This window comes from Streptomyces sudanensis (assembly GCF_023614315.1).
Taxonomy (GTDB): Bacteria; Actinomycetota; Actinomycetes; order Streptomycetales; family Streptomycetaceae; genus Streptomyces; species Streptomyces sudanensis.
The window spans coordinates 3265531-3285470 of the sequence record NZ_CP095474.1 but is presented as its reverse complement, the minus strand read 5'-3'; the positions used below and the strand labels follow the sequence as shown (position 1 = coordinate 3285470).

Annotated in this window: 19 protein-coding genes; 9 read left to right on the top strand and 10 right to left on the bottom strand. The window is 73.6% G+C overall.

What is annotated here, in order from left to right; all coding sequences use genetic code 11:
• Positions 1 to 307 precede the first annotated feature (307 nt).
• From acs to MW084_RS15310, 5 genes are all read left to right on the top strand, one after another.
• Positions 308 to 2326, top strand: coding sequence for an acetate--CoA ligase (gene acs / locus MW084_RS15330; RefSeq protein WP_193789358.1), 2019 nt, complete (start codon positions 308 to 310; stop codon positions 2324 to 2326).
• Positions 2327 to 2501: 175 nt separating this feature from the next.
• On the top strand, positions 2502 to 3962 hold the full coding sequence (nhaA, locus tag MW084_RS15325) for a Na+/H+ antiporter NhaA (RefSeq protein ID WP_010473277.1): 1461 nt from the start codon (positions 2502 to 2504) through the stop codon (positions 3960 to 3962).
• A 39-nt stretch (positions 3963 to 4001) separates the two neighbouring features.
• Positions 4002 to 4493 (top strand): phage holin family protein, encoded by a 492-nt coding sequence (locus tag MW084_RS15320; protein WP_010473279.1) that lies wholly within the window; start codon positions 4002 to 4004, stop codon positions 4491 to 4493.
• Entirely contained in the window at positions 4490 to 5428 is a 939-nt protein-coding gene (locus MW084_RS15315; RefSeq protein ID WP_010473282.1) for an alpha/beta fold hydrolase, read from the top strand. Before MW084_RS15320 ends, MW084_RS15315 begins: the two co-directional genes overlap by 4 nt.
• Positions 5429 to 5567: 139 nt before the next feature.
• A complete protein-coding gene (locus MW084_RS15310; RefSeq protein ID WP_010473283.1) occupies positions 5568 to 5747 on the top strand; it encodes a hypothetical protein in 180 nt (59 codons plus the stop codon).
• Positions 5748 to 5851: 104 nt separating this feature from the next.
• Here the strand turns inward: MW084_RS15310 and MW084_RS15305 are convergent, their stop codons facing one another.
• The 3 genes from MW084_RS15305 to nth form a co-directional block, all read right to left on the bottom strand.
• On the bottom strand, positions 5852 to 7048 hold the full coding sequence (locus MW084_RS15305; RefSeq protein ID WP_010473285.1) for a MarP family serine protease: 1197 nt from the start codon (positions 7046 to 7048) through the stop codon (positions 5852 to 5854).
• A 66-nt stretch (positions 7049 to 7114) separates the two neighbouring features.
• Positions 7115 to 7822 carry an NUDIX hydrolase gene (locus MW084_RS15300; protein ID WP_086024598.1) on the bottom strand — a complete coding sequence of 236 codons (708 nt, stop codon included), beginning with the start codon at positions 7820 to 7822 and terminating at the stop codon, positions 7115 to 7117.
• Between the two features lie 52 nt (positions 7823 to 7874).
• Positions 7875 to 8741, bottom strand: a complete 867-nt coding sequence (gene nth / locus MW084_RS15295) for an endonuclease III (protein WP_010473289.1) — start codon at positions 8739 to 8741, stop codon at positions 7875 to 7877.
• 311 nt (positions 8742 to 9052) lie between these two features.
• On the opposite strand from nth, the gene MW084_RS15290 reads away from it, so the two are divergent.
• Positions 9053 to 9727 carry a Crp/Fnr family transcriptional regulator gene (locus MW084_RS15290; RefSeq protein ID WP_010473292.1) on the top strand — a complete coding sequence of 225 codons (675 nt, stop codon included), beginning with the start codon at positions 9053 to 9055 and terminating at the stop codon, positions 9725 to 9727.
• 63 nt (positions 9728 to 9790) lie between these two features.
• On the opposite strand, the gene MW084_RS15285 is transcribed toward MW084_RS15290, so the two are convergent.
• The 5 genes from MW084_RS15285 to MW084_RS15265 all read right to left on the bottom strand — a co-directional run bounded on the left by MW084_RS15285 (position 9791) and on the right by MW084_RS15265 (position 13294).
• A complete protein-coding gene (locus tag MW084_RS15285) occupies positions 9791 to 10678 on the bottom strand; it encodes a prohibitin family protein (RefSeq protein WP_255119581.1) in 888 nt (295 codons plus the stop codon).
• A 123-nt stretch (positions 10679 to 10801) separates the two neighbouring features.
• Positions 10802 to 11629, bottom strand: a complete 828-nt coding sequence (locus MW084_RS15280; protein ID WP_010470375.1) for an MBL fold metallo-hydrolase — start codon at positions 11627 to 11629, stop codon at positions 10802 to 10804.
• Positions 11626 to 12540: an NUDIX hydrolase gene (locus tag MW084_RS15275; protein WP_010470376.1), complete on the bottom strand. Its 915-nt coding sequence runs from the start codon at positions 12538 to 12540 to the stop codon at positions 11626 to 11628. Before MW084_RS15275 ends, MW084_RS15280 begins: the two co-directional genes overlap by 4 nt.
• A 125-nt stretch (positions 12541 to 12665) precedes the next feature.
• Complete coding sequence (locus tag MW084_RS15270; protein WP_010470377.1) at positions 12666 to 13139, bottom strand: RidA family protein; 474 nt, start codon at positions 13137 to 13139, stop codon at positions 12666 to 12668.
• Positions 13136 to 13294: a Sp36 family protein gene (locus tag MW084_RS15265; RefSeq protein WP_010470378.1), complete on the bottom strand. Its 159-nt coding sequence runs from the start codon at positions 13292 to 13294 to the stop codon at positions 13136 to 13138. Before MW084_RS15265 ends, MW084_RS15270 begins: the two co-directional genes overlap by 4 nt.
• Positions 13295 to 13375: 81 nt before the next feature.
• Between MW084_RS15265 and bagA the strand changes: the two genes are divergently transcribed.
• Positions 13376 to 14344, top strand: a complete 969-nt coding sequence (bagA, locus tag MW084_RS15260) for an ATPase BagA (RefSeq protein WP_010470379.1) — start codon at positions 13376 to 13378, stop codon at positions 14342 to 14344.
• Positions 14341 to 15609 carry an ATPase BagB gene (gene bagB / locus MW084_RS15255; RefSeq protein WP_010470381.1) on the top strand — a complete coding sequence of 423 codons (1269 nt, stop codon included), beginning with the start codon at positions 14341 to 14343 and terminating at the stop codon, positions 15607 to 15609. Before bagA ends, bagB begins: the two co-directional genes overlap by 4 nt.
• A 114-nt stretch (positions 15610 to 15723) precedes the next feature.
• Here the strand turns inward: bagB and MW084_RS15250 are convergent, their stop codons facing one another.
• Complete coding sequence (locus MW084_RS15250; protein ID WP_029553477.1) at positions 15724 to 16068, bottom strand: WhiB family transcriptional regulator; 345 nt, start codon at positions 16066 to 16068, stop codon at positions 15724 to 15726.
• A 460-nt stretch (positions 16069 to 16528) separates the two neighbouring features.
• Here MW084_RS15250 and MW084_RS15245 point away from each other — a divergent pair, with 460 nt between their 5' ends.
• The gene (locus tag MW084_RS15245) at positions 16529 to 18778 is read left to right on the top strand and encodes a transglycosylase domain-containing protein (RefSeq protein WP_010470383.1); all 2250 of its coding nucleotides are present in this window, start codon (positions 16529 to 16531) and stop codon (positions 18776 to 18778) included.
• A 624-nt stretch (positions 18779 to 19402) separates the two neighbouring features.
• On the opposite strand, the gene MW084_RS15240 is transcribed toward MW084_RS15245, so the two are convergent.
• Positions 19403 to 19867, bottom strand: a complete 465-nt coding sequence (locus tag MW084_RS15240) for a GatB/YqeY domain-containing protein (protein WP_029553478.1) — start codon at positions 19865 to 19867, stop codon at positions 19403 to 19405.
• Positions 19868 to 19940: the final 73 nt, after the last annotated feature.

Sequence of the window (19940 nt, the reverse complement as noted above, 5' to 3'; positions counted from 1 at the left end):
GACCCCGAGGCCCCGGACGCGCGGGGACCGTACGCCCGGCGGGGCACGGCTCGGAGCCGCCGGATGCGGGACCGTACGGCCGGCGGCCCCGCACCCGGCCGGACGGGCGCCACCGGAGGGACGGTCCGGGTGAACCGGGAACGGAGAGGGGACGTGATGGTGGGTGCCCTTCCCCGCCTTCCGGTACCGGGGAAGGGAAGAGGGGTGGCACGATCGCACGCGCCGACCGGGCCGCCCGCACCACCCCGCCACCAAGTAGGTCTAGACCAATATTCGGGACACCCTTGCCACCCCCGGCATCCGGCTGATGAGCTGGGGCCGGGACCCAACGGACGCCCTGGGAATGGGAGATGTCGTGAGCAACGAGAGCCTGGCCAATCTTCTGAAGGAGGAGCGGCGGTTCGCCCCGCCCGCCGAGCTGGCCGCGCGGGCCAACGTGACGGCGGACGCCTACGAGCGGGCCGCGGCAGACAGGCTCGGCTTCTGGGCCGAGCAGGCACGCCGTCTCACCTGGGCGACCGAGCCCACCGAGACACTCGACTGGTCGAATCCGCCCTTCGCCAAGTGGTTCGCCGACGGCAGGCTCAACGTCGCGTACAACTGCGTGGACCGCCACGTGGAGGCGGGCCACGGCGACCGGATCGCCCTCCACTTCGAGGGCGAGCCGGGCGACGGCCGGACCCTCACCTACGCCCAGCTCAAGGACGAGGTGAGCCGCGCCGCCCACGCGCTGACGGAGCTCGGCGTCCGCAAGGGCGACCGGGTCGCGGTCTACCTGCCGATGATCCCCGAGGCGGTCGTGGCCATGCTGGCGTGCGCGCGGATCGGCGCGGTGCACTCCGTGGTGTTCGGCGGGTTCTCGGCCGACGCCATCGCGGCCCGTGTCCGGGACGCCGACGCGAAGGTGGTCGTCACGGCCGACGGCGGCCACCGGCGCGGCAAGCCGTCGGCGCTGAAACCCGCCGTCGACGAGGCGCTGAGCCGGGTCGACGGGGTCGAGCACGTGCTCGTGGTGCGCAACACCGGGCAGGACGTGGCCTGGACCGAGGGGCGGGACCTCTGGTGGCACGAGATCGTCGACCGGCAGAGCAGTGAGCACACGCCCGAGGCGTTCGAGGCGGAGCACCCGCTCTTCATCCTCTACACCTCCGGCACCACCGGCAAGCCGAAGGGCATCCTGCACACCTCCGGCGGCTACCTCACCCAGGTGGCGTACACCCACCAGGCCGTCTTCGACCTGAAGCCGGAGACCGACGTCTACTGGTGCACCGCCGACATCGGCTGGGTCACCGGCCACTCGTACATCGTGTACGGCCCGCTGGCCAACGGCGCGACGCAGGTGCTGTACGAGGGCACCCCGGACACCCCGCACCAGGGCCGGTTCTGGGAGATCGTGCAGAAGTACGGCGTCACCCTCCTCTACACGGCGCCGACCGCGATCCGGACGTTCATGAAGTGGGGCGACGACATCCCCGCCCGGTTCGACCTGTCGAGCCTGCGGATCCTGGGCTCGGTGGGCGAGCCGATCAACCCGGAGGCGTGGATCTGGTACCGGGAGCACATCGGCGGCGGCCGCTGCCCGGTCGTCGACACCTGGTGGCAGACCGAGACCGGCGCGATGATGATCTCCCCGCTGCCCGGCGTCACGGAGGCCAAGCCCGGCTCCGCGCAGCGGCCGCTGCCCGGCATCGCGGCGACCGTCGTCGACGACGAGGGGAACGAGGTGCCTCCCGGCGGGGGCGGCTACCTCGTCCTCACGGAGCCGTGGCCGTCGATGCTGCGCACCGTCTGGGGTGACGACCAGCGGTTCCTCGACACCTACTGGTCCCGCTTCGAGGGCAGGTACTTCGCGGGGGACGGCGCCAAGAAGGACGAGGACGGGGACATCTGGCTGCTCGGCCGGGTCGACGACGTGATGCTGGTGTCGGGCCACAACATCTCCACCACGGAGGTCGAGTCCGCGCTCGTGTCGCACCCGAAGGTCGCGGAGGCCGCCGTCGTGGGCGCCGCCGACGAGACGACCGGACAGGCCATCGTGGCGTTCGTGATCCTGCGCGGCGGCGCGGCGGAGGAAGCCGAGGCGGACACCGGCGCGCTCGTCGCGGAGCTGCGCGACCACGTCGGCGCCACGCTCGGCCCGATCGCCAAACCGAAGCGCGTCCTGCCGGTCGCGGAGCTCCCCAAGACCCGCTCCGGCAAGATCATGCGGCGGCTGCTGCGCGACTTCGCCGAGAACCGGCAGCTCGGCGACGTCACGACGCTGACCGACTCGTCCGTCATGGACCTGATCCGGGACAAGCTGTCGGCCGCCCCCGGCGGGGACTGACCCGGCACCACCGCGAAGGGCGCCCGGCGACGACGCGCCGGGTGCCCTTTCCTCGCATAAGGTACCGATGGTCGAAGAAACTCCCGCGCCCTGCCTGTAGGGTGGGCGTCGCATCGACCGAACGATGAAGAACATCCATGGGGCGCCGGGAAGTCTGGTCGGCACGTGACTCGTCATGTCCGCCGACACCACCGGAGGTCTCCGCACCGTGACCGCACCCAGGACACCCGACGCCGACAACGGCGGCACCGCCCCCGCGGGGCGGAGGTTCCTCGGCCGCCCGTCGCTCCCCGAGCGGACGTTCTTGCTGGACGCGCTCCGCACCGAGACCGTCGGCGGCGTCCTGCTGCTCCTCGCCGCCGTCGCCGCCCTCGTCTGGGCGAACAGCCCGCTGAGCCACGGCTACGAGACGGTCCGCGAGTTCCACGTGGGGCCCTCCGCGCTCGGGCTGGACCTCTCGCTGGCGCACTGGGCCGCCGACGGGCTCCTCGCGGTCTTCTTCTTCGTCGCGGGCATCGAGCTCAAGCGCGAGCTGGTCGCGGGCGAGCTGCGCGACCCCAGGGCCGCCGCGCTGCCGGTGGCCGCCGCACTCTGCGGCATGATCGCCCCGGCCCTGGTCTACGTGGCGGTCAACGCCGCCGGCGGCGGCTCCTTCGACGGCTGGGCCGTCCCGACCGCCACCGACATCGCCTTCGCGCTCGCCGTGCTGGCCGTCATCGGCACCTCCCTGCCGTCCGCGCTCCGGGCCTTCCTGCTCACGCTGGCCGTCGTCGACGACCTCTTCGCCATCCTGATCATCGCGGTGTTCTTCACCGACGACCTGGACTTCGCCGCGCTCGGCGGGGCCGGCGCCGGGCTGGCCCTCTTCTGGTTCCTGCTCCGCAGGGGCGTGCGCGGCTGGTACGTGTACGTACCGCTCGCCGTGGCGATCTGGGGCCTGATGTACAACAGCGGCGTCCACGCCACCATCGCCGGCGTCGCCATGGGCCTGATGCTGCGCTGCACCCGCCGCGAAGGGGAGGAGCACTCCCCCGGCGAGCACGTCGAGCACCTGGTGCGCCCCCTGTCGGCCGGCTTCGCCGTGCCGGTGTTCGCCCTGTTCTCGGCGGGCGTGGCGGTGTCCGGCGGGGCGATGCGCGACGTCTTCACCCAGCCGGAGACGCTGGGCGTGGTCCTGGGCCTGGTGGTCGGCAAGACGGTCGGCGTCTTCGGCGGCACCTGGCTGACCGCCCGCTTCACCCGTGCCGAGCTCAACGAGGACCTGGCCTGGGCGGACGTGTTCGCCGTGGCCGCCCTCGCCGGCATCGGCTTCACCGTCTCCCTGCTGATCGGCGAGCTGGCCTTCGAGGGCGACGCGAGGCTCACCGACGAGGTCAAGGCGGCCGTCCTCGCCGGTTCGCTGATCGCCGCCGTGGTCGCCGCGTTCCTGCTGAAGCTCCGCGTCCGCAGGTACCGGGCCCTCGTCGAACAGGAGGAGCGCGACGAGGACATGAGCGGCGTTCCCGACGTCTACGAGGCGGACGACCCCGAGCACCACCGCCGGCTCGCCGAGATCTACGAGCGGAAGGCGGCGGAGCACCGCCGCCTGGCGGAAGAGGCGGGGGCACCGCGCACGGACGGCGATCGTCCGGCATGATCTGAGGTCGGACCGTAGAAGGAGAGAGGGAGCGAGACGATGAGCGACCCCGCCGGGAGGACCGGTATCGCCGAGAGCGGTGCGGAGCACGGCCTCGGCCGGCTGGTCGCCTCCGCGACCGCCGAGATGTCCGCGCTGGTGCACGACGAGATCGCCCTGGCCAAGGCCCAGTTGCGGCAGGACGTCAAGCGCGGCGCCATCAGCGGCCTGGGGTTCACGGCGGCGGGCGCGGTGCTGCTCTTCTCGCTGCCGATGCTGAGCTTCGCGCTCGCGTACGGCTTCCGCGCGTGGACCGGCTGGCACCTGTCGGTGTGCTTCCTGCTGTCCTTCGGCGCGAACGTCCTCGTGGCCGCCCTGCTGGGGCTGGTCGGTGCGGTGTTCGCGAAGAAGGCGAAGCGCGGCAGGGGCCCCCAGAAGACCGCCGCCTCCATGAAGCGGACCGCCTCGGTGCTGCAGAACGCCAAGCCGCACCCCCGCCCGACCGCGGCCGTCCGGGACGAGGCCGCGGGTGTGGCACGCTCGTCCGCATGACCGTCCCTGAGAGCAGTACCGGCACCACCGGCGGCCCCGTCCGCATCGACGGCCCGTGGACGCACCGCGACGTGGCCGCCAACGGGGCGCGGTTCCACATCGCCGAGTTGGGCGACGGCCCGCTGGTCCTGCTGCTGCACGGCTTCCCGCAGTTCTGGTGGACGTGGCGGCACCAGCTGACCGCGCTCGCCGACGCGGGCTTCCGGGCCGTGGCGATGGACCTGCGCGGCGTGGGCGGCAGCGACCGCACGCCGCGCGGCTACGACCCGGCGAACCTGGCGCTCGACGTTACGGGGGTCGTGCGGTCCCTGGGCGAGCCGGACGCGGCGCTGGTCGGCCACGACCTCGGCGGGTACCTGGCGTGGACGGCCGCGGTGATGCGGCCCAAGCTGGTGCGGCGGCTGGTCGTCTCGTCGATGCCGCACCCCCGGCGGTGGCGCTCGGCGATGCTCTCCGACTTCGCCCAGACCCGCGCCGGTTCGCACGTGTGGGGCCTCCAGCCGCCGTGGCTGCCCGAGCGGCGGCTCGTCGCGGACGACGCGGCACTCGTGGGGCGGCTGATCCGGGAGTGGTCCGGTGTGCGCCAGCCGGACGAGGAGGCCCTCGGCGTGTACCGGCGGGCCATGGCGATCCCGTCGACGGCGCACTGCTCGATCGAGCCGTACCGGTGGATGGTCCGCTCGCTGGCCCGCCCGGACGGCATCCAGTTCAACCGGCGCATGAAGCGGCCCGTCCGTGTGCCGACGCTCCATCTGCACGGCTCCGCCGACCCGGTGATGCGCACCCGCAGCGCGGCGGGCTCCGGCCGGTACGTCGAAGCGCCGTACCGCTGGCGGCTGTTCGACGGGCTCGGCCACTACCCGCACGAGGAGGACCCGTTGGCGTTCTCGGCGGAGCTCGTCGACTGGCTGAGGGACCCCGAACCGGACCGCTGAGGCGCGGCGGCCCGTTTCCCGGCGCGGCGCGCGGGCGCCGGCGAAGCTCCGCCCGTGACCGGCCACATGCCCGGCGCATAGGCCGATTGGCCGTCCCCCGGGCGGTTACCGACCATGGGCTCCGGGCACACGTCCGGGTATGGGCTGGACGCACGACCAAATCGACACCACACGCAACCGCCGCCCGGCCGCGGTGCCGCCTCCCGAGAGGAGCTCCGGTCCGCGCGACCCGGAGCTGGACGACCGGCTCGGGATCCCGCACATCCTGCGCCGCCGGGCCCGGTGGGTCTCCGCGCGCCTGCGTCACCAGCGCGACTGACCGCGCCGCGTCCGGCCCGGCCGGGCACCCGCCGCGGGCGGGCGCCCGCACCGTGCGGGGCGGCCGTGCCCCCCTGGTCCCGGTGCCGGGGTCCGGCCGATCCGTCACAGGGCGCAGCTCTGGCTGTCGACCTCCTGACCGGCGCTCAGGCCGAGCGCGATGTCCTCGCGGATCTCGTCGACCGTCAGCGCGTACCCGGTGCTGGCGTCGTCCAGGGACCGCGCGAAGATCACGCCGTACACCTTGCCGTCCTCGGTGAGGAGCGGGCCGCCGGAGTTGCCCTGGCGGACCGTCGCGTAGAGCGAGTACACGTCGCGGCGGACCTCGCCGCGGTGGTAGATGTCCGGCCCCTCGGCGTTGACGCGGCCCCGGACGCGCGCCGAGCGGACGTCGTACGCGCCGTTCTCCGGGAAGCCGGCGACGATGGCGCCGTCGCCGCTGCGCGCGTCGGCCTCGGTGAACTCCAGCGGCTCGGCTTCCAGGTCCGGCACGTCGAGCACGGCGATGTCGCGCCGCCAGTCGTACAGGACGACCGTCGCGTCGTACAGCCTGCCCTCGCCGCCCACCTGGACGGTCGGCTCGTCGACGCCGCCCACCACGTGCGCGTTGGTCATGACGCGGCGCTCGCCGAAGACGAAGCCGGTGCCCTCCAGGACCTTGCCGCAACCGCCGGCCGTGCCGACGACCTTCACGATGGACCGCTGGGCGCGCGCGGCGACCGGGCTGCCGGCGAGCGCCGGGTCCGGCGGGCGGACCTCCCTGATCGGCTCCTCCGTGAAGGGGTTGAAGACCTGCGGGAAGCCGTTCTGCGCGAGGACCGAGCGGAAGTCGGCGAACAGCGCGGGGGGCTGGTCGGGCATCACCTGCGACACGCCGCGGTAGACCTGCGAGTCGCGGACCTGCTTGGCGAACGGCAGGGCCGTCCCGGCGAGGAGCGTGCCGAGGAGCCAGGCGACGAGGAGCATCGCCACCACGTTGACCAGCGCGCCGCCCGTGGCGTCCAGGGCGCGGGCGGGCGACCAGGTGATGTGGCGGCGGAGCCGGTTGCCCAGGTGAGTGGTGAGCGTCTGCCCGACGGACGCGAAGACCAGGACGACGGCGACGGCCACGATGGCCGCCGTCGTGGAGAGCTCGGCGTCCCCCGCGAGCGGCCTCCACACGAGCGGCAGCAGGTAGACGGCGGCGAGCCCGCCGCCGAGGAACCCGATCACCGACAGGACGCCGACCACGAACCCCTGTCGGTACCCGACGATCGCGAACCACACGGCGGCGACCAGCAGCAGGACGTCCAGCACGTTCACCGTCATCAGCCTCGCAGATTCGTCTCCGGCGGCCCCGTACGGTCGCGGAGCCCGGCGGTCAGCCTGTCATGCACGCCAGTCGAGCGGGACGCGTCTGCCCCGGTCCCAGGGTTCCTCCCAGCCCGCGAAGTGCAGGAGCCGGTCGATCAGGCCCGCGGTGAAACCCCACACCAGGGTGGACTCGACCAGGAACGCCGGGCCCACGTGGCCGCTGGGGTGGACGGCCGTGGCGCGGTGGCCGGGGTCCGCGAGGTCCGCCACGGGCACCGTGAAGACCCGCGCGGTCTCGGCCGGGTCCACGGCGCCGACCGGGCTCGGCTCCCGCCACCAGCCGAGCACTGGGGTGACGACGAAGCCGCTCACCGGGATGTGGAGGCGCGGCAGGACGGCGAAGACCTGCACGCCCGCCGGGTCGAGGCCGGTCTCCTCGCGTGCCTCGCGCAGCGCGGCGCGCAGCGGGCCGACCGTGGCCGGGTCGCCGTCCTCGGGGTCGAGGGCGCCTCCGGGGAAGGACGGCTGCCCGGCGTGCGAGCGGAGGGTCCCGGCGCGCTCCATCAGCAGCAGCTCGGGGCCGCGCTCCCCCTCGCCGAAGAGGATCAGCACGGCGGCCTGGCGGCCCCCCTCCGGCGGCGGCAGGAACCGACTGAGCTGTTCGGGCGCGACCGTGCGCGCCGCCTCGGCCACCGGTTCCAGCCAGGCGGGCAGCCCTTCGGCGCCGACGTCCACGGGCGGCGGCCCGCCGACGCCCCCGGCGCCCTCCCTCGTACGTGTCACAGGTACTCCCGGATCGGTCGACGCCCCCGGCCACTGGATGGTTCCACCCCGCTCAGACCGCTTCCCCGGCGGCCGGGGAGCCGCCCGCGGCCGAGGGGGCGGCCGGGCGGCCCGGGTAGTCCGGCGGCGGGGCCAGGCGCTGGCCGGGCTGCCCGCCCATCTCGTACTTCAGCAGCTTCCGCGCCTTCTCCGGGTCCGTCTCGCCCTCCCCGTACGCGGGGCAGAGCGGCGCGATCGGGCAGGCGCCGCACGCGGGCCTGCGGGCGTGGCAGATGCGGCGGCCGTGGAAGATCACCCGGTGCGAGAGCATCGTCCACTCGGACTTCGGGAAGAGGGAGCAGACCACCGCCTCGACCTTCTCCGGGTCCTCCTCCGCCGTCCACCTCCAGCGGCGGACCAGCCGCCCGAAGTGCGTGTCGACGGTGATGCCGGGCACCCCGAAGGCGTTGCCCAGCACGACGTTCGCCGTCTTGCGGCCGACTCCGGGGAGGGTGACCAGGTCCTCCAGGCGGCCGGGGACCTCGCTGCCGAACCGGTCGCGCAGGGCCGCGGAGAGGCCGATCAGGGACCGTGCCTTGGCGCGGAAGAACCCGGTCGGCCGGATGACCTGCTCCAGTTCCTCCGGGACGGCCGCCGCCAGGTCCTCCGGCGTCGGGTACTTCGCGAAGAGCGCCGGCGTCGTCTGGTTCACCCGCAGGTCCGTCGTCTGGGCGGACAGGACGGTCGCCACGAGCAGTTCGAAGGCGTTGCGGAAGTCGAGCTCCGGATGGGCGTAGGGGTACACCTCGGCCAGTTCCCGGTTGATCCGCCGCGCCCGGCGGACCAGGGCGAGGCGGGACTCCGGCGCGCCCGCCCCCTGCACGGGCTTCGAACGGCTCCGCGCGCTCTTCCCGACCACCTCCGCGGCTTGTTCGCCCATGGCGGAATCCTTCTCCCCGGACACTCTCCCGGCCCCCTCGACCTGCGCTCTCACCGGCGAACCGGACACCCGGCCAGCCTAAGGGCCCTCGCCGGGATCCGCCCCGGACACGGGCGACGTGAGCCCGATCGGGCCCCTGCCGCACGGACACGCGTGCCGGTACGTCAAACTTGTCGTGATTGATCGCACGGCAACCACCTGCGGGGACCGGCCCCGGAGGGCCGCGTCGTGCCGCGTTCCCCGGAAGGGCACCGCGCAGTCCGGCATCATGGGACCGATGCCCCCGAGCAGGTCGACATAGGAGAGAACTCGTGGACGACGTTCTGCGGCGCGCCCCGCTCTTCGCGGCGCTCGATGACGAGCAGGCCGCGGAGCTCCGCGCCTCGATGAGTGAGGTGACGCTCGCCCGCGGCGACGCGCTCTTCCACGAAGGCGACCCGGGTGACCGGCTCTACGTGGTCACCGAGGGCAAGGTCAAGCTCCACCGCACGTCCCCCGACGGCCGCGAGAACATGCTCGCCGTCCTCGGCCCGGGCGAGCTGATCGGCGAGCTGTCCCTGTTCGACCCGGGTCCGCGTACGGCCACGGCGACCGCCCTGACCGAGGTGAAGCTGCTCGGCCTGGGCCACGGCGACCTCCAGCCCTGGCTGAACGCCCGCCCCGAGGTGGCCTCCGCACTGCTGCGCGCCGTCGCCCGCCGCCTTCGCAAGACCAACGACCAGATGTCCGACCTGGTCTTCTCCGACGTGCCGGGCCGTGTCGCCCGGGCGCTCCTGGACCTGTCGCGCCGCTTCGGCGTGCAGTCGGAGGAGGGCATCCACGTGGTGCACGACCTCACCCAGGAGGAGCTGGCCCAGCTCGTCGGCGCGTCGCGCGAGACCGTCAACAAGGCGCTGGCCGACTTCGCCGGCCGCGGCTGGCTGCGCCTGGAGGCCCGCGCCGTGATCCTGCTGGACGTGGAGCGCCTGGCGAAGCGCTCGCGCTAGCCGTACGCACGCGAGAGGGCCGTCCCGCCGCGGGACGGCCCTCTCGCGCATCGCCCGGGGGCGTCAGTTCCGCTTGCCGCCGTCCACGATCACCGGCGTGCCGCCGCCGCTGCCGCAGGGCACCGCGTAGACCGGGTTCTTCGCCGCGGCCTCCTTGAAGGCGTCGATGCACTGGTTGAGCAGGACCTTGTCGCTCAGCGAGGCGTTGAGGATCTTGTTGGCGCGGGCGATGCCCTCCGCCTCGATCCGGCGGCGCTCGGCCTCCGCCGTGGCCGTGCGGGCGGCCTCCTGGGCGCGCTCGGTGGCCTGCTGCTGCTGGATCTTGCGGTCGATCTGGTCCTGGAGTCGGTCGGACGGCTTCACGTTCCGCAGGTTCACGGTCGTCACGTCGATGCCGCGCGGGGCCAGGCGCTCCTTGATCAGCTCGCCGATCTCGGCGTTGATCTTCTCGCGGGCGGAGGTGTAGCCCTCCTCGCTGGTGTGGCGCGCGAAGACGTTGCGGACGATCTCCCGGCTGTCCGGGAAGACCAGCCGCTGCTGGATGGCCGCCTCGTTGCCGGCCAGCCGGTACAGCTCGACCGCCTTGGACGGCATGACCGCCCACTTCACGGTCAGCTCGGCGTACATGACCCCGCCCTGCGAGGAGCGGACCTCCACCACGTCCTTGTCGGAGAGGTTCAGGTCGACGGGGCGGGTGGAGAAGGTGGTGACGGTGGCGAACGGCGAGGTGGCGTTCACGCCCGGCGTCATCGGCGCGCCGACCTTGCCGAAGGTGACCGGGACGCCGACCTCGTACGCGCCGACGACGTGGACGCAGCTGAGGACCCCGGCCACCAGGCCGGCGAGGAGCGCGCCGGCCGCGCCGAGCCGGAAGCGGAGGTGGCTTCCGCCGCGCCCGGCGAAGTACAGCACCACCGCGGCTATGAGCAGCAGGATGGACAGGACGAACACGAAGACCCCCCGTGGAACGACACGCCGGTACGGCAAGAGATGTAAAGGAAGCGTAAAGCACGCGCCCCCGCCCGGAGCCCGGCCGCCGTATCGAACGCGTACCGGCTTCGCCACATCCCCGTGTCAGATCAGGCCGTGCCCGGAGAGGTACTCGAGCTGGGCGCGCACCGACAGTTCGGCGGCCGGCCACAGGGCCCGGTCGACGTCCGCGTAGACGTGCGCCACGACCTCCGCGGGGGTCGTGTAGCCGTCCTCCACGGCGGTCTCCACCTGCGCGAGCCGGTGCGCCCGGTGCGCCAGGTAGAACTCCACGGCGCCCTGCGCGTCGTCCAGGACCGGCCCGTGGCCCGGCAGGACCGTCTCCACCCCGTCGTCGACGGTCAGGGAGCGCAGCCGGCGCAGCGAGTCCAGGTAGTCCCCGAGCCGCCCGTCCGGGTGCGCCACCATCGTCGTCCCCCGGCCCAGGACCGTGTCGCCGGTCAGCACGGCGCGGTCGGCCGGCAGGTGGAAGCTGAGCGAGTCCCCGGTGTGGCCGGGCGTCGGCACGACCCGCAGCTCCAGGCCGCCGACGGTGAGGACCTGGCCCGCCGACAGCCCCTCCTCGCCGAGCCGCAGCGCCGGGTCCAGGGCCCGTACGGGCGCCCCGGTCAGTTCGGCGAACCGCCCGGCGCCCTCGGCGTGGTCGGGGTGGCCGTGCGTGAGCAGCGTCAGGGCGACGCGCTTGCCGAGGCCCGCGGCGGTGTCCCGCACCCGCAGCAGGTGCCCCTCGTCGAGCGGGCCGGGGTCGACCACGACGGCGAGCGGGGAGTCCGGCTCGGAGAGGATCCAGGTGTTGGTGCCGTCCAGGGTCATCGCGGACGGGTTGGGCGCCAGCACGTTCACGGCCCGCTCGGTGGCCGGGCCGGACACGACGGCGCCCCGGGGCCGGCCGGGCGGGGCGGCGGCGGTCATGCCGCGCCCCCGGGAAGCGCACCGGGCACCTGCCTGGTGAACTCGTCGTGGCCGGGCCAGCTCAGCACCACCCGGTCGCCGTCCAGCCTGGCCTGCGCGAGGACGGGCGTGAGGTCCCGGTCCCGGGCGGCCTCCAGGGCGGCGAGCGGGGAGTCGTACGCGGTGAGGGTGCGCAGGGTGGCGATGGTGGGCGGCATCATCAGCAGCTCGCCCCGGTCGTAGCCGGCGGCGGCGTCCGCGGGGCGCGTCCACACGGTCCGGTCGGCCTCGGTGGAGGTGTTGCGGGCGCGCTGGCCCTCGGGGAGCGCGGCGACGAAGAACCACGTGTCGTACCGGCGGGGCTCGAACTCGGGGGTGATCCAGCGGGCCCAGGCGCCCAGCAGGTCGGAGCGGAGGAACAGGCCGCGGGAGTCGAGGAACTCCGCGAAGGACAGCTCGCGCGCGACGAGGGCGGCGCGGGCGTCCTCCCACTCGTCACCGTCCTCCCCCCGCGCCCCGGTCCCGCTCGACCAGGGGGTTCCCTCGCCGCCGACGACCGAGTCGGGGGTGGGGCCGGCGAGGAGCACGCCCGCCTCCTCGTACGTCTCGCGGACCGCCGCGCACACGATGGCCTGGGCCTCGGCCGGGGTGGCGACACCGAGGCGCTCGGCCCACTCGGCGGGGCTCGGCCCGGCCCAGCGCACCGGCTGCTCGTCGCGGGGGTCGACGCCGCCGCCGGGGTAGGCGTAGGCGCCGCCCGCGAAGGCCATCGAGGCGCGGCGGCGCAGCATGTGCACCTCGACGGCGGGGCCGGACCCGCGCAGCAGCAGCACGGTGGCGGCGCGCCGGGGCTCCACGACCGCCAGCTCGCCGGCCGCGAGGGCACGGATCCGGTCGGGCCATTCCGGGGGGTACCACTGACCATTGGACATGGGCGGAGCCTATGCCGATCGGAGCGGATGTTCGAGAGCCGGCGGGCGAGGGGGGCCGGGGACGCGGCCCGCCCACATGGCGCGGCCGGCCCGCTCGGAGCCGACCGGCCGCGTACCGCACCGGGTCAGTCCTCCGGGAGGATCTCCACCTGCACCTCGACCTCGACGGGGGCGTCCAGCGGCAGGACCGCCACGCCCACCGCGCTGCGGGCGTGGACGCCCGCCTCGCCGAGGACCTCGCCGAGCAGCTCGCTCGCGCCGTTCAGGACGGCCGGCTGCCCCGTGAAGTCCGGCGCCGACGCGACGAACCCGACGACCTTCACGACGCGCGCGATCCGGTCCAGGTCGCCCACCACGGACTTCACCGCGGCCAGCGCGTTCAGCGCGCAGGTCCGGGCCAGGTCCTTCGCCTCCTCCGGCGTGACCTCCGCGCCCACCTTGCCGGTGACCGGCAGCGCGCCGTCCACCATGGGGAGCTGGCCCGCCGTGTACACGTACGCGCCGGACCGCACGGCCGGCTGGTACACGGCCAGCGGCGGCACCACCTGCGGAAGCGTCAGGCCCCGCTCCGCGAGGGCCGCCTCGACGCGCCCGGTCACCGCTTCTCCCGCTTCAGGTACGCCACGAGCTGCTCGGGGTTGTTCGGGCCGGGGACGACCTGGACCAGCTCCCAGCCGTCCTCGCCCCAGGTGTCCAGAATCTGCTTGGTCGCGTGCACGAGAAGGGGCACGGTCGCATACTCCCACTTGGTCATGGACCGACTGTATCCGCTGCCGCGCGCCGCCCCGGGGCGGCCTCCTGTGTGGGCCGCCGCGCCACTGGTTACGCTCCCCCTGTGAGCAGGCTCCAGGTCGTCAGCGGCAAGGGCGGTACCGGTAAGACGACGGTCGCCGCCGCCCTCGCGCTCGCCCTCGCGACGGAGGGCAGGCGGGTCCTCCTCGTGGAGGTCGAGGGCAGGCAGGGCATCGCACAGCTCTTCGAGACGGAGGCGCTCCCGTACGAGGAGCGGAAGATCGCCGTGGCGCCCGGCGGCGGCGAGGTGTACGCCCTGGCCGTCGACGCCGAGCGGGCACTGCTCGACTACCTCCAGACGTTCTACCGGCTCGGTGCCGCCGGCCGCGCGCTGAGGAAGCTCGGCGCGATCGACTTCGCGACGACCGTCGCCCCCGGCGTACGCGACGTCCTGCTCACCGGCAAGACGTGCGAGGCGGTGCGCCGCAGGGACGGAGACGGGCGGTTCGTCTACGACCACGTCGTGATGGACGCCCCGCCGACCGGCCGCATCACCCGTTTCCTGAACGTCAACGACGAGGTCGCCGGCCTGGCCAGGATGGGTCCGGTCCACCACCAGGCGCAGTCGGTGATGCGGGTCGTCAAGTCGCCCGACACGGCCGTGCACCTGGTGACCCTGCTGGAGGAGATGCCCGTCCAGGAGACCGCCGACGGCGTCGCGGAGCTGCGCGCCGCGGGGATCCCCGTGGGCGGCGTCCTCGTGAACATGGTCCGCCCGCGCCTCCTCGACGAGGACGCGGTGCGGGCCGCCTCCGGCGACCGGCGCACCGGCGTCGCCCGGGCGCTGGCGGCGGCCGGGGTGGACGGCGCGGAACGGCTGGCGGACCCGCTGCTCGCCCTGGCGGCCGAGCACGCGCGGCGCGCGGAGCTGGAGCGGGAGCAGCGGGAGGCGCTGGCGAAGCTCCGGGTGCCCACCTACGACCTGCCGCTGCTCGGCGGCGGAGTGGACCTCGCCGGGCTGTACCGCCTGGCCAGGGAAGTGCGGAAGGACCTCGGGGTGAGCGACGCATGACGGCCGCCGGAGCGGCGGCGGCACCGGGCACGGCCGCCGGGCCGCGCGTCCTGGAGATCGACGCCCTGCTGGACGACCCCGCGACCCGGATCGTCGTGTGCTGCGGCGCGGGCGGGGTGGGCAAGACGACGACGGCCGCGGCACTGGGCCTGCGGGCGGCGGAGCGCGGCCGGCGGGTGGTCGTGCTGACGATCGACCCGGCGCGCCGGCTGGCCCAGTCGATGGGCATCGAGGAGCTGGACAACACCCCGCGCCGGGTGCCGGGCGTCAAAGGGGGCTCCGGCGGTGAGCTGCACGCCATGATGCTGGACATGAAGCGCACGTTCGACGAGATCGTCGAGGCGCACACGGACCCGGAGCGGGCCCGCGCGATCCTGGCGAACCCCTTCTACCAGTCGCTGTCGGCCGGTTTCGCGGGCACCCAGGAGTACATGGCGATGGAGAAGCTGGGGCAGTTGCGGGCCCGCGACGACTGGGACCTGATCGTCGTGGACACGCCGCCGTCCCGGTCGGCGCTGGACTTCCTGGACGCGCCGAAGCGGCTGGGGTCCTTCCTGGACGGCCGGCTCATCCGGGTGCTGACGGCGCCGGCGAAGGCGGGCGGCCGGGCGGGGATGAGGTTCCTGAACGCCGGTCTGTCGGTGATGACGGGCACCCTGGGGAAGCTGCTGGGCGGTCAGCTGCTGCGGGACGTCCAGACGTTCGTGACGGCGATGGACACGATGTTCGGCGGTTTCCGCACCCGGGCGGACGCCACGTACCGGCTCCTGCAGGCGCCCGGCACGGCGTTCCTGGTGGTGGCCGCGCCGGAGCGGGACGCGCTGCGGGAGGCGGCGTACTTCGTGGAGCGGCTGGCCGCGGAGGGCATGCCCCTGGAGGGCCTGGTGCTCAACCGGGTGCACGGCGGTGCCGCCGTCGGACTGTCCGCCGAACGGGCGCTCGCCGCGGCGGAGGAACTCGACCCGGCCCACGCGGGCGGGCGGCTTCCCGTCGGCGATCCGGCGGGCGCTCCCTCCGGGACCCCCGCGCCCGGACCGGCGGACGAGGTCCCGGCCGGTGACGCGGAGCTGACGGCGGGTCTGCTGCGGCTCCACGCGGAGCGGATGCGGGTGGCGGACCGGGAGCGGCGCACGTGCGACCGCTTCACCGCGCTCCACCCGGAGGTGCCGGTGGCCGAGGTCCCCGCGCTCGCCGTCGACGTCCACGACCTGACCACGCTGCGCGCCGTCGGCACGCACCTGGCGGCTCCCCCGCGGGACCGCTGACGGCCGTCCGTCTCGGCGGCCGCCCGGGCGGTGCCTCGGGAGCGGGGCGGGAACGCGGCATCCGGGGCCGCGGCGGGCCGGCGTCGTCGCCGGTCTCCGCCCGGGGGCGGTGCGTCAGCCCGCCGCCGCGTAGGTCTCGTACGTCTCGTCGTCGTTCAGCGCGACGGGCAGGATGCCCGCGCCGCGCTCGTACTCCGTACGCGCCGTCTCCAGGAGGCGGCGCCAGGAGGTGACGGTGGGCCGCCTCCGCAGCAGGGCGCGGCGTTCGCGTTCCGTCATGCCGCCCCACACGCCGAACTCGACGCGGTTGTCCAGCGCGTCGGCCAGGCACTCGGTCCGCACCGGACACCCGGTGCACACCGCCTTGGCCCTGTTCTGCGCCGCTCCTTGTACGAACAGTTCGTCCGGATCGGTAGTGCGGCAGGCCGCCTGCGCACTCCAGTCAGCTACCCAGCCCATGCCGGCGCCGTCCTCTCCCGAATCGGGGCTCCCCCACGGCGGCAGTGGCATATTCACCGCTGCCGGTTGAGGACGTTACGGAAGGTCGACACACCGCAACACCCCCGACGGGCCCAATCTTGAATGGCCCGAACGGACTATGCGTACGCGGCAGATCACCCAGAGGAGTGACCTGGGGACATGCGGCCCGAACGTCCCGGACCGGGGCGTTCCCCCCTCGCCGGTGCGGGTCCACCGGTGCGTCCGGGGCCGTCCGGGGTGCCGCGCCGTCGCCGGACGCGGGGAGGGGGACGGGGGGTGACCACTCGTGGGAGAGCGGCGCCGGGGTGCCGCGCGGGGGAGCGGACGGAGACGGCGCCCTGACCACGGCGGTGCGCCGGCACGACCGCTGTGACAGTTGTGACCACCTTAGGCCAAGGCATGTACACGTGTCCGGCGAATGAGAACGTAGGCTTCCCCCATGCCAAAGAACCGCTCGGGCGGGGGTCTCACCGCGACCCAGCAGGCCGCCAAGTTCCTCGGTGTCAGCGTGCTCTCCGGAGTCGTCCTCGCCGGCCTCGCGATGCCCGCGGCGGGAGCCCTGGGCCTCGCGGCGAAGGGCACGGTCCAGGGGTTCGACGAGATCCCCGCCAGCATGAAGAGGCCGCCGCTGAGCCAACGCACCCGGATCCTGGACGCCGAAGGCGGTCTGATCGCGACGGTCTACTACCGCGACCGCACGGTGGTCCCGCTCAAGGACATCTCGCCGTACATGCAGAAGGCGATCGTCGCGATCGAGGACTCGCGCTTCTACGAGCACGGCGCCGTCGACCTCAAGGGCGTCCTGCGCGCGATGAACCGCAACGCCCAGGAGGGCGGGGTCGCCCAGGGCGCCTCGACACTGACGCAGCAGTACGTGAAGAACGTCTTCGTCGAGGCGGCCGGCGACGACCGCGACAAGTTCGCGCAGGCCACCCAGCAGACCCTCGGCCGCAAGATCCAGGAGCTGAAGTACGCGATCCAGGTCGAGAAGGAGCTCGGAAAGAAGACGATCCTCGAGAACTACCTCAACATCACGTTCTTCGGCCAGCAGGCGTACGGCATCGAGGCGGCCTCGCAGCGGTACTTCTCCAAGCGCGCCAAGGACCTGACCCTCGGCGAGGCCGCGATGCTCGCCGGCCTCGTCCAGTCCCCCAGCCGGTACGACCCGGTGAACGACGTCGAGGAGGCCACCAACCGCCGCAACGTCGTCCTCCAGCGGATGGCCACCGTCGGCGACATCAGCCAGGCCGAGGCGGACCGGGCCAAGGCGGAGCCGATCGGGCTGAAGGTCACGCAGCCGAAGAACGGCTGCATCACCGCGCGCGACGGCGCCGGCTTCTTCTGCGACTACGTGCGCGAGGTCTTCCTCTCCGACCGCGTCTTCGGCGAGACCCGCGAGGAGCGCGCCAAGATCTGGAACCGCGGCGGCCTGACCATCCGGACCACGCTCGACCCGCAGGCGCAGAAGGCCGCCCAGAACTCGCTCAAGGACCACGTCTACCAGGGCGACAAGGTCGCCGCGGCGATCACCATGGTCCAGCCCGGCACGGGCCGGATCCTCGCGATGGGCCAGTCCAAGCCGTACGGCTTCGGCAAGAACGAGACGCAGATAAACTACTCGGTCAACCGGGGCATGGGCGGCTCGAACTTCGGCTTCCCGACCGGCTCGACCTTCAAGCCGTTCGTCGCCGCGGCCGCCATCGAGCAGGGCAAGCCGGCGTCCCAGGTCTACCCCTCGCCGTACAAGATGCCGTACCCCGACACGGTCCAGTCGTGCAGCGGCACGCCCTGGCGGAACGTGGAGAACGACACGGTCGAGAACGAGAACGAGTCGGAGGTCGGCCCGTACGCGCTCAGGGAGGCCATGGAGAAGTCGGTCAACACCTACTTCGTGCAGATGCTCGGCGAGATCGGCATGTGCCCGGTCGTCAGGATGACCGACAAGCTCGGCGTGGTCATGGGCGACGACAAGAAGCTGCCCGAGAAGCCGTCCGCGCTCACCCTCGGCTCGCAGGGCATGTCGCCGCTGACCATGGCCACCGCGTACGCGGCGTTCGCCAACCGCGGCACGTACTGCACGCCGACCGCCATCGAGTCGATCAGCACGAGCGAGGGCCGCAGCCTGAAGGTGCCGCGGTCGACGTGCGAGCGGGCGATGACGGAGCGGACCGCGGACACGATCAACAAGCTGCTGCGCGGCGTGGTCGACTCCGGTACGGGCCAGGAGGCCGGCCTCCAATCCCGTGCCAACGCCGGCAAGACGGGCACCACGGACAGCCGCCGCAACGCCTGGTTCGTCGGCTACACGCCGAACCTGTCCGGTGCCGTCTGGGTGGGCAGCCCCACCCAGCAGGTCAAGATGGAGTCCATCACCATCGGCGGCCGGTACCACGACAAGGTCTTCGGCGGGAAGGTCCCCGGACCCATCTGGAAGGACGCCATGACGGGCGCCCTGGAGGGCCACCCCGCCCCGGCCTTCAACGACGTCCCGATCCCGGAGGCCCCCAAGCCGCAGCCCCCGGCCCCGACCCCGGACCCGGGCGGCGGCGACAAGCCGGGCGGCAACCAGCCGTTCCCCGGGTTCTCCTTCCCGTCCGACCTCCTCGGCGGCACCCAGACCGGCGGCGGGGGGAACGGCAACGGCGGTCACGGAGGCAACGGCAACGGCAACGGCGGCCGGGACCGGTAGGCCGGTAGGCCGGTAGGCCGGTAGGCCGGTAGGCCGGTAGGCCGGTAGGCCGGTAGGCCGGTAGGCCGGTAGGCCGGTAGGCCGGTAGGCCGGTAGGCCGGTAGGCCGGTAGGCCGGTAGGCCGGTAGGCCGGTAGGCCGGTAGGCCGGTAGGCCGGTAGGCCGGTAGGCCGGTAGGCCGGTAGGCCGGTAGGCCGGTAGGCCGGTAGGCCGGTAGGCCGGTAGGCCGGTAGGCCGGTAGGCCGGTAGGCCGGTAGGCCGGTAGGCCGGTAGGCCGGTAGGCCGGTAGGCCGGTAGGCCGGTAGGCCGGTAGGCCGGCCGGTAGGCCGGTAGGCCGGTAGGCCGGTAGGCCGGTAGGCCGGTAGGCCGGTAGGCCGGTAGGCCGGTAGGCCGGTAGGCCGGTAGGCCGGTAGGCCGGTAGGCCGGTAGGCCGGTAGGCCGGTAGGCCGGTAGGCCGGTAGGCCGGTAGGCCGGTAGGCCGGTAGGCCGGTAGGCCGGTAGGCCGGTAGGCCGGTAGGCCGGTAGGCCGGTAGGCCGGTAGGCCGGTAGGCCGGTAGGCCGGTAGCACGAGAGGGCGCCCCCACCCGGGGGCGCCCTCTCGCGCGTTCGGGATGATCCCCCGCCGCTAACCCGCCAGGAGCCGCTTGACGACGGCGGCGACGCGACCGCCCTCGGCACGCCCGGCCACCTGCGGATTCACGATCTTCATCACGGCGCCCATCGCACGCAGCCCCTCGGCCCCGCCCGCCTTCGCCTCCTCGACGGCCCGCGCCACGACCGCGTGGAGCTCGTCGTCCGACAGCTGCTTCGGCAGGTACGCGTCGAGGACCTCCCCCTCGGCCCGCTCCCGCTCCGCCTGCTCGGCGCGACCGCCCCGGTCGAACGCCTCGGCCGCCTCACGGCGCTTCTTCGCCTCCCGGGCGATCACCTTGAGCACCTCGTCGTCGGAGAGCTCGCGGGACTGCTCGCCCGCCACCTCCTCCTTCGTGATCGCGGTGAGGGTCAGCCGAAGCGTGGAGGAGCGGAGCTCGTCGCGCGCCCTGATCGCCTCCGTGAGGTCTTCCTGCAACGTGGACTTGAGCGTGGTCATGCGGACCAGCATGACAGGTGGTCCACCGCGCCCGCCCGAGGGGTACTCCGTATCGCGCGCGCATGGGTCCATG

Bases quoted from the DNA above. Each gene is read 5' to 3' on its own strand.
- MW084_RS15320 (WP_010473279.1), top strand. From the start codon at position 4,002: ATGAGCGACCCCGCCGGGAGGACCGGTATCGCCGAGAGCGGTGCGGAG.
- MW084_RS15265 (WP_010470378.1), bottom strand. From the start codon at position 13,294: ATGACCAAGTGGGAGTATGCGACCGTGCCCCTTCTCGTGCACGCGACC.
- MW084_RS15250 (WP_029553477.1), bottom strand. From the start codon at position 16,068: ATGGGCTGGGTAGCTGACTGGAGTGCGCAGGCGGCCTGCCGCACTACC.
- nth (WP_010473289.1), bottom strand. From the start codon at position 8,741: ATGGGCGAACAAGCCGCGGAGGTGGTCGGGAAGAGCGCGCGGAGCCGT.
- MW084_RS15310 (WP_010473283.1), top strand. From the start codon at position 5,568: ATGGGCTGGACGCACGACCAAATCGACACCACACGCAACCGCCGCCCG.
- MW084_RS15315 (WP_010473282.1), top strand. From the start codon at position 4,490: ATGACCGTCCCTGAGAGCAGTACCGGCACCACCGGCGGCCCCGTCCGC.
- MW084_RS15280 (WP_010470375.1), bottom strand. From the start codon at position 11,629: ATGACCGCCGCCGCCCCGCCCGGCCGGCCCCGGGGCGCCGTCGTGTCC.
- MW084_RS15245 (WP_010470383.1), top strand. From the start codon at position 16,529: ATGCCAAAGAACCGCTCGGGCGGGGGTCTCACCGCGACCCAGCAGGCC.
- MW084_RS15275 (WP_010470376.1), bottom strand. From the start codon at position 12,540: ATGTCCAATGGTCAGTGGTACCCCCCGGAATGGCCCGACCGGATCCGT.
- nhaA (WP_010473277.1), top strand. From the start codon at position 2,502: ATGTCCGCCGACACCACCGGAGGTCTCCGCACCGTGACCGCACCCAGG.
- bagB (WP_010470381.1), top strand. From the start codon at position 14,341: ATGACGGCCGCCGGAGCGGCGGCGGCACCGGGCACGGCCGCCGGGCCG.
- acs (WP_193789358.1), top strand. From the start codon at position 308: ATGAGCTGGGGCCGGGACCCAACGGACGCCCTGGGAATGGGAGATGTC.
- MW084_RS15240 (WP_029553478.1), bottom strand. From the start codon at position 19,867: ATGACCACGCTCAAGTCCACGTTGCAGGAAGACCTCACGGAGGCGATC.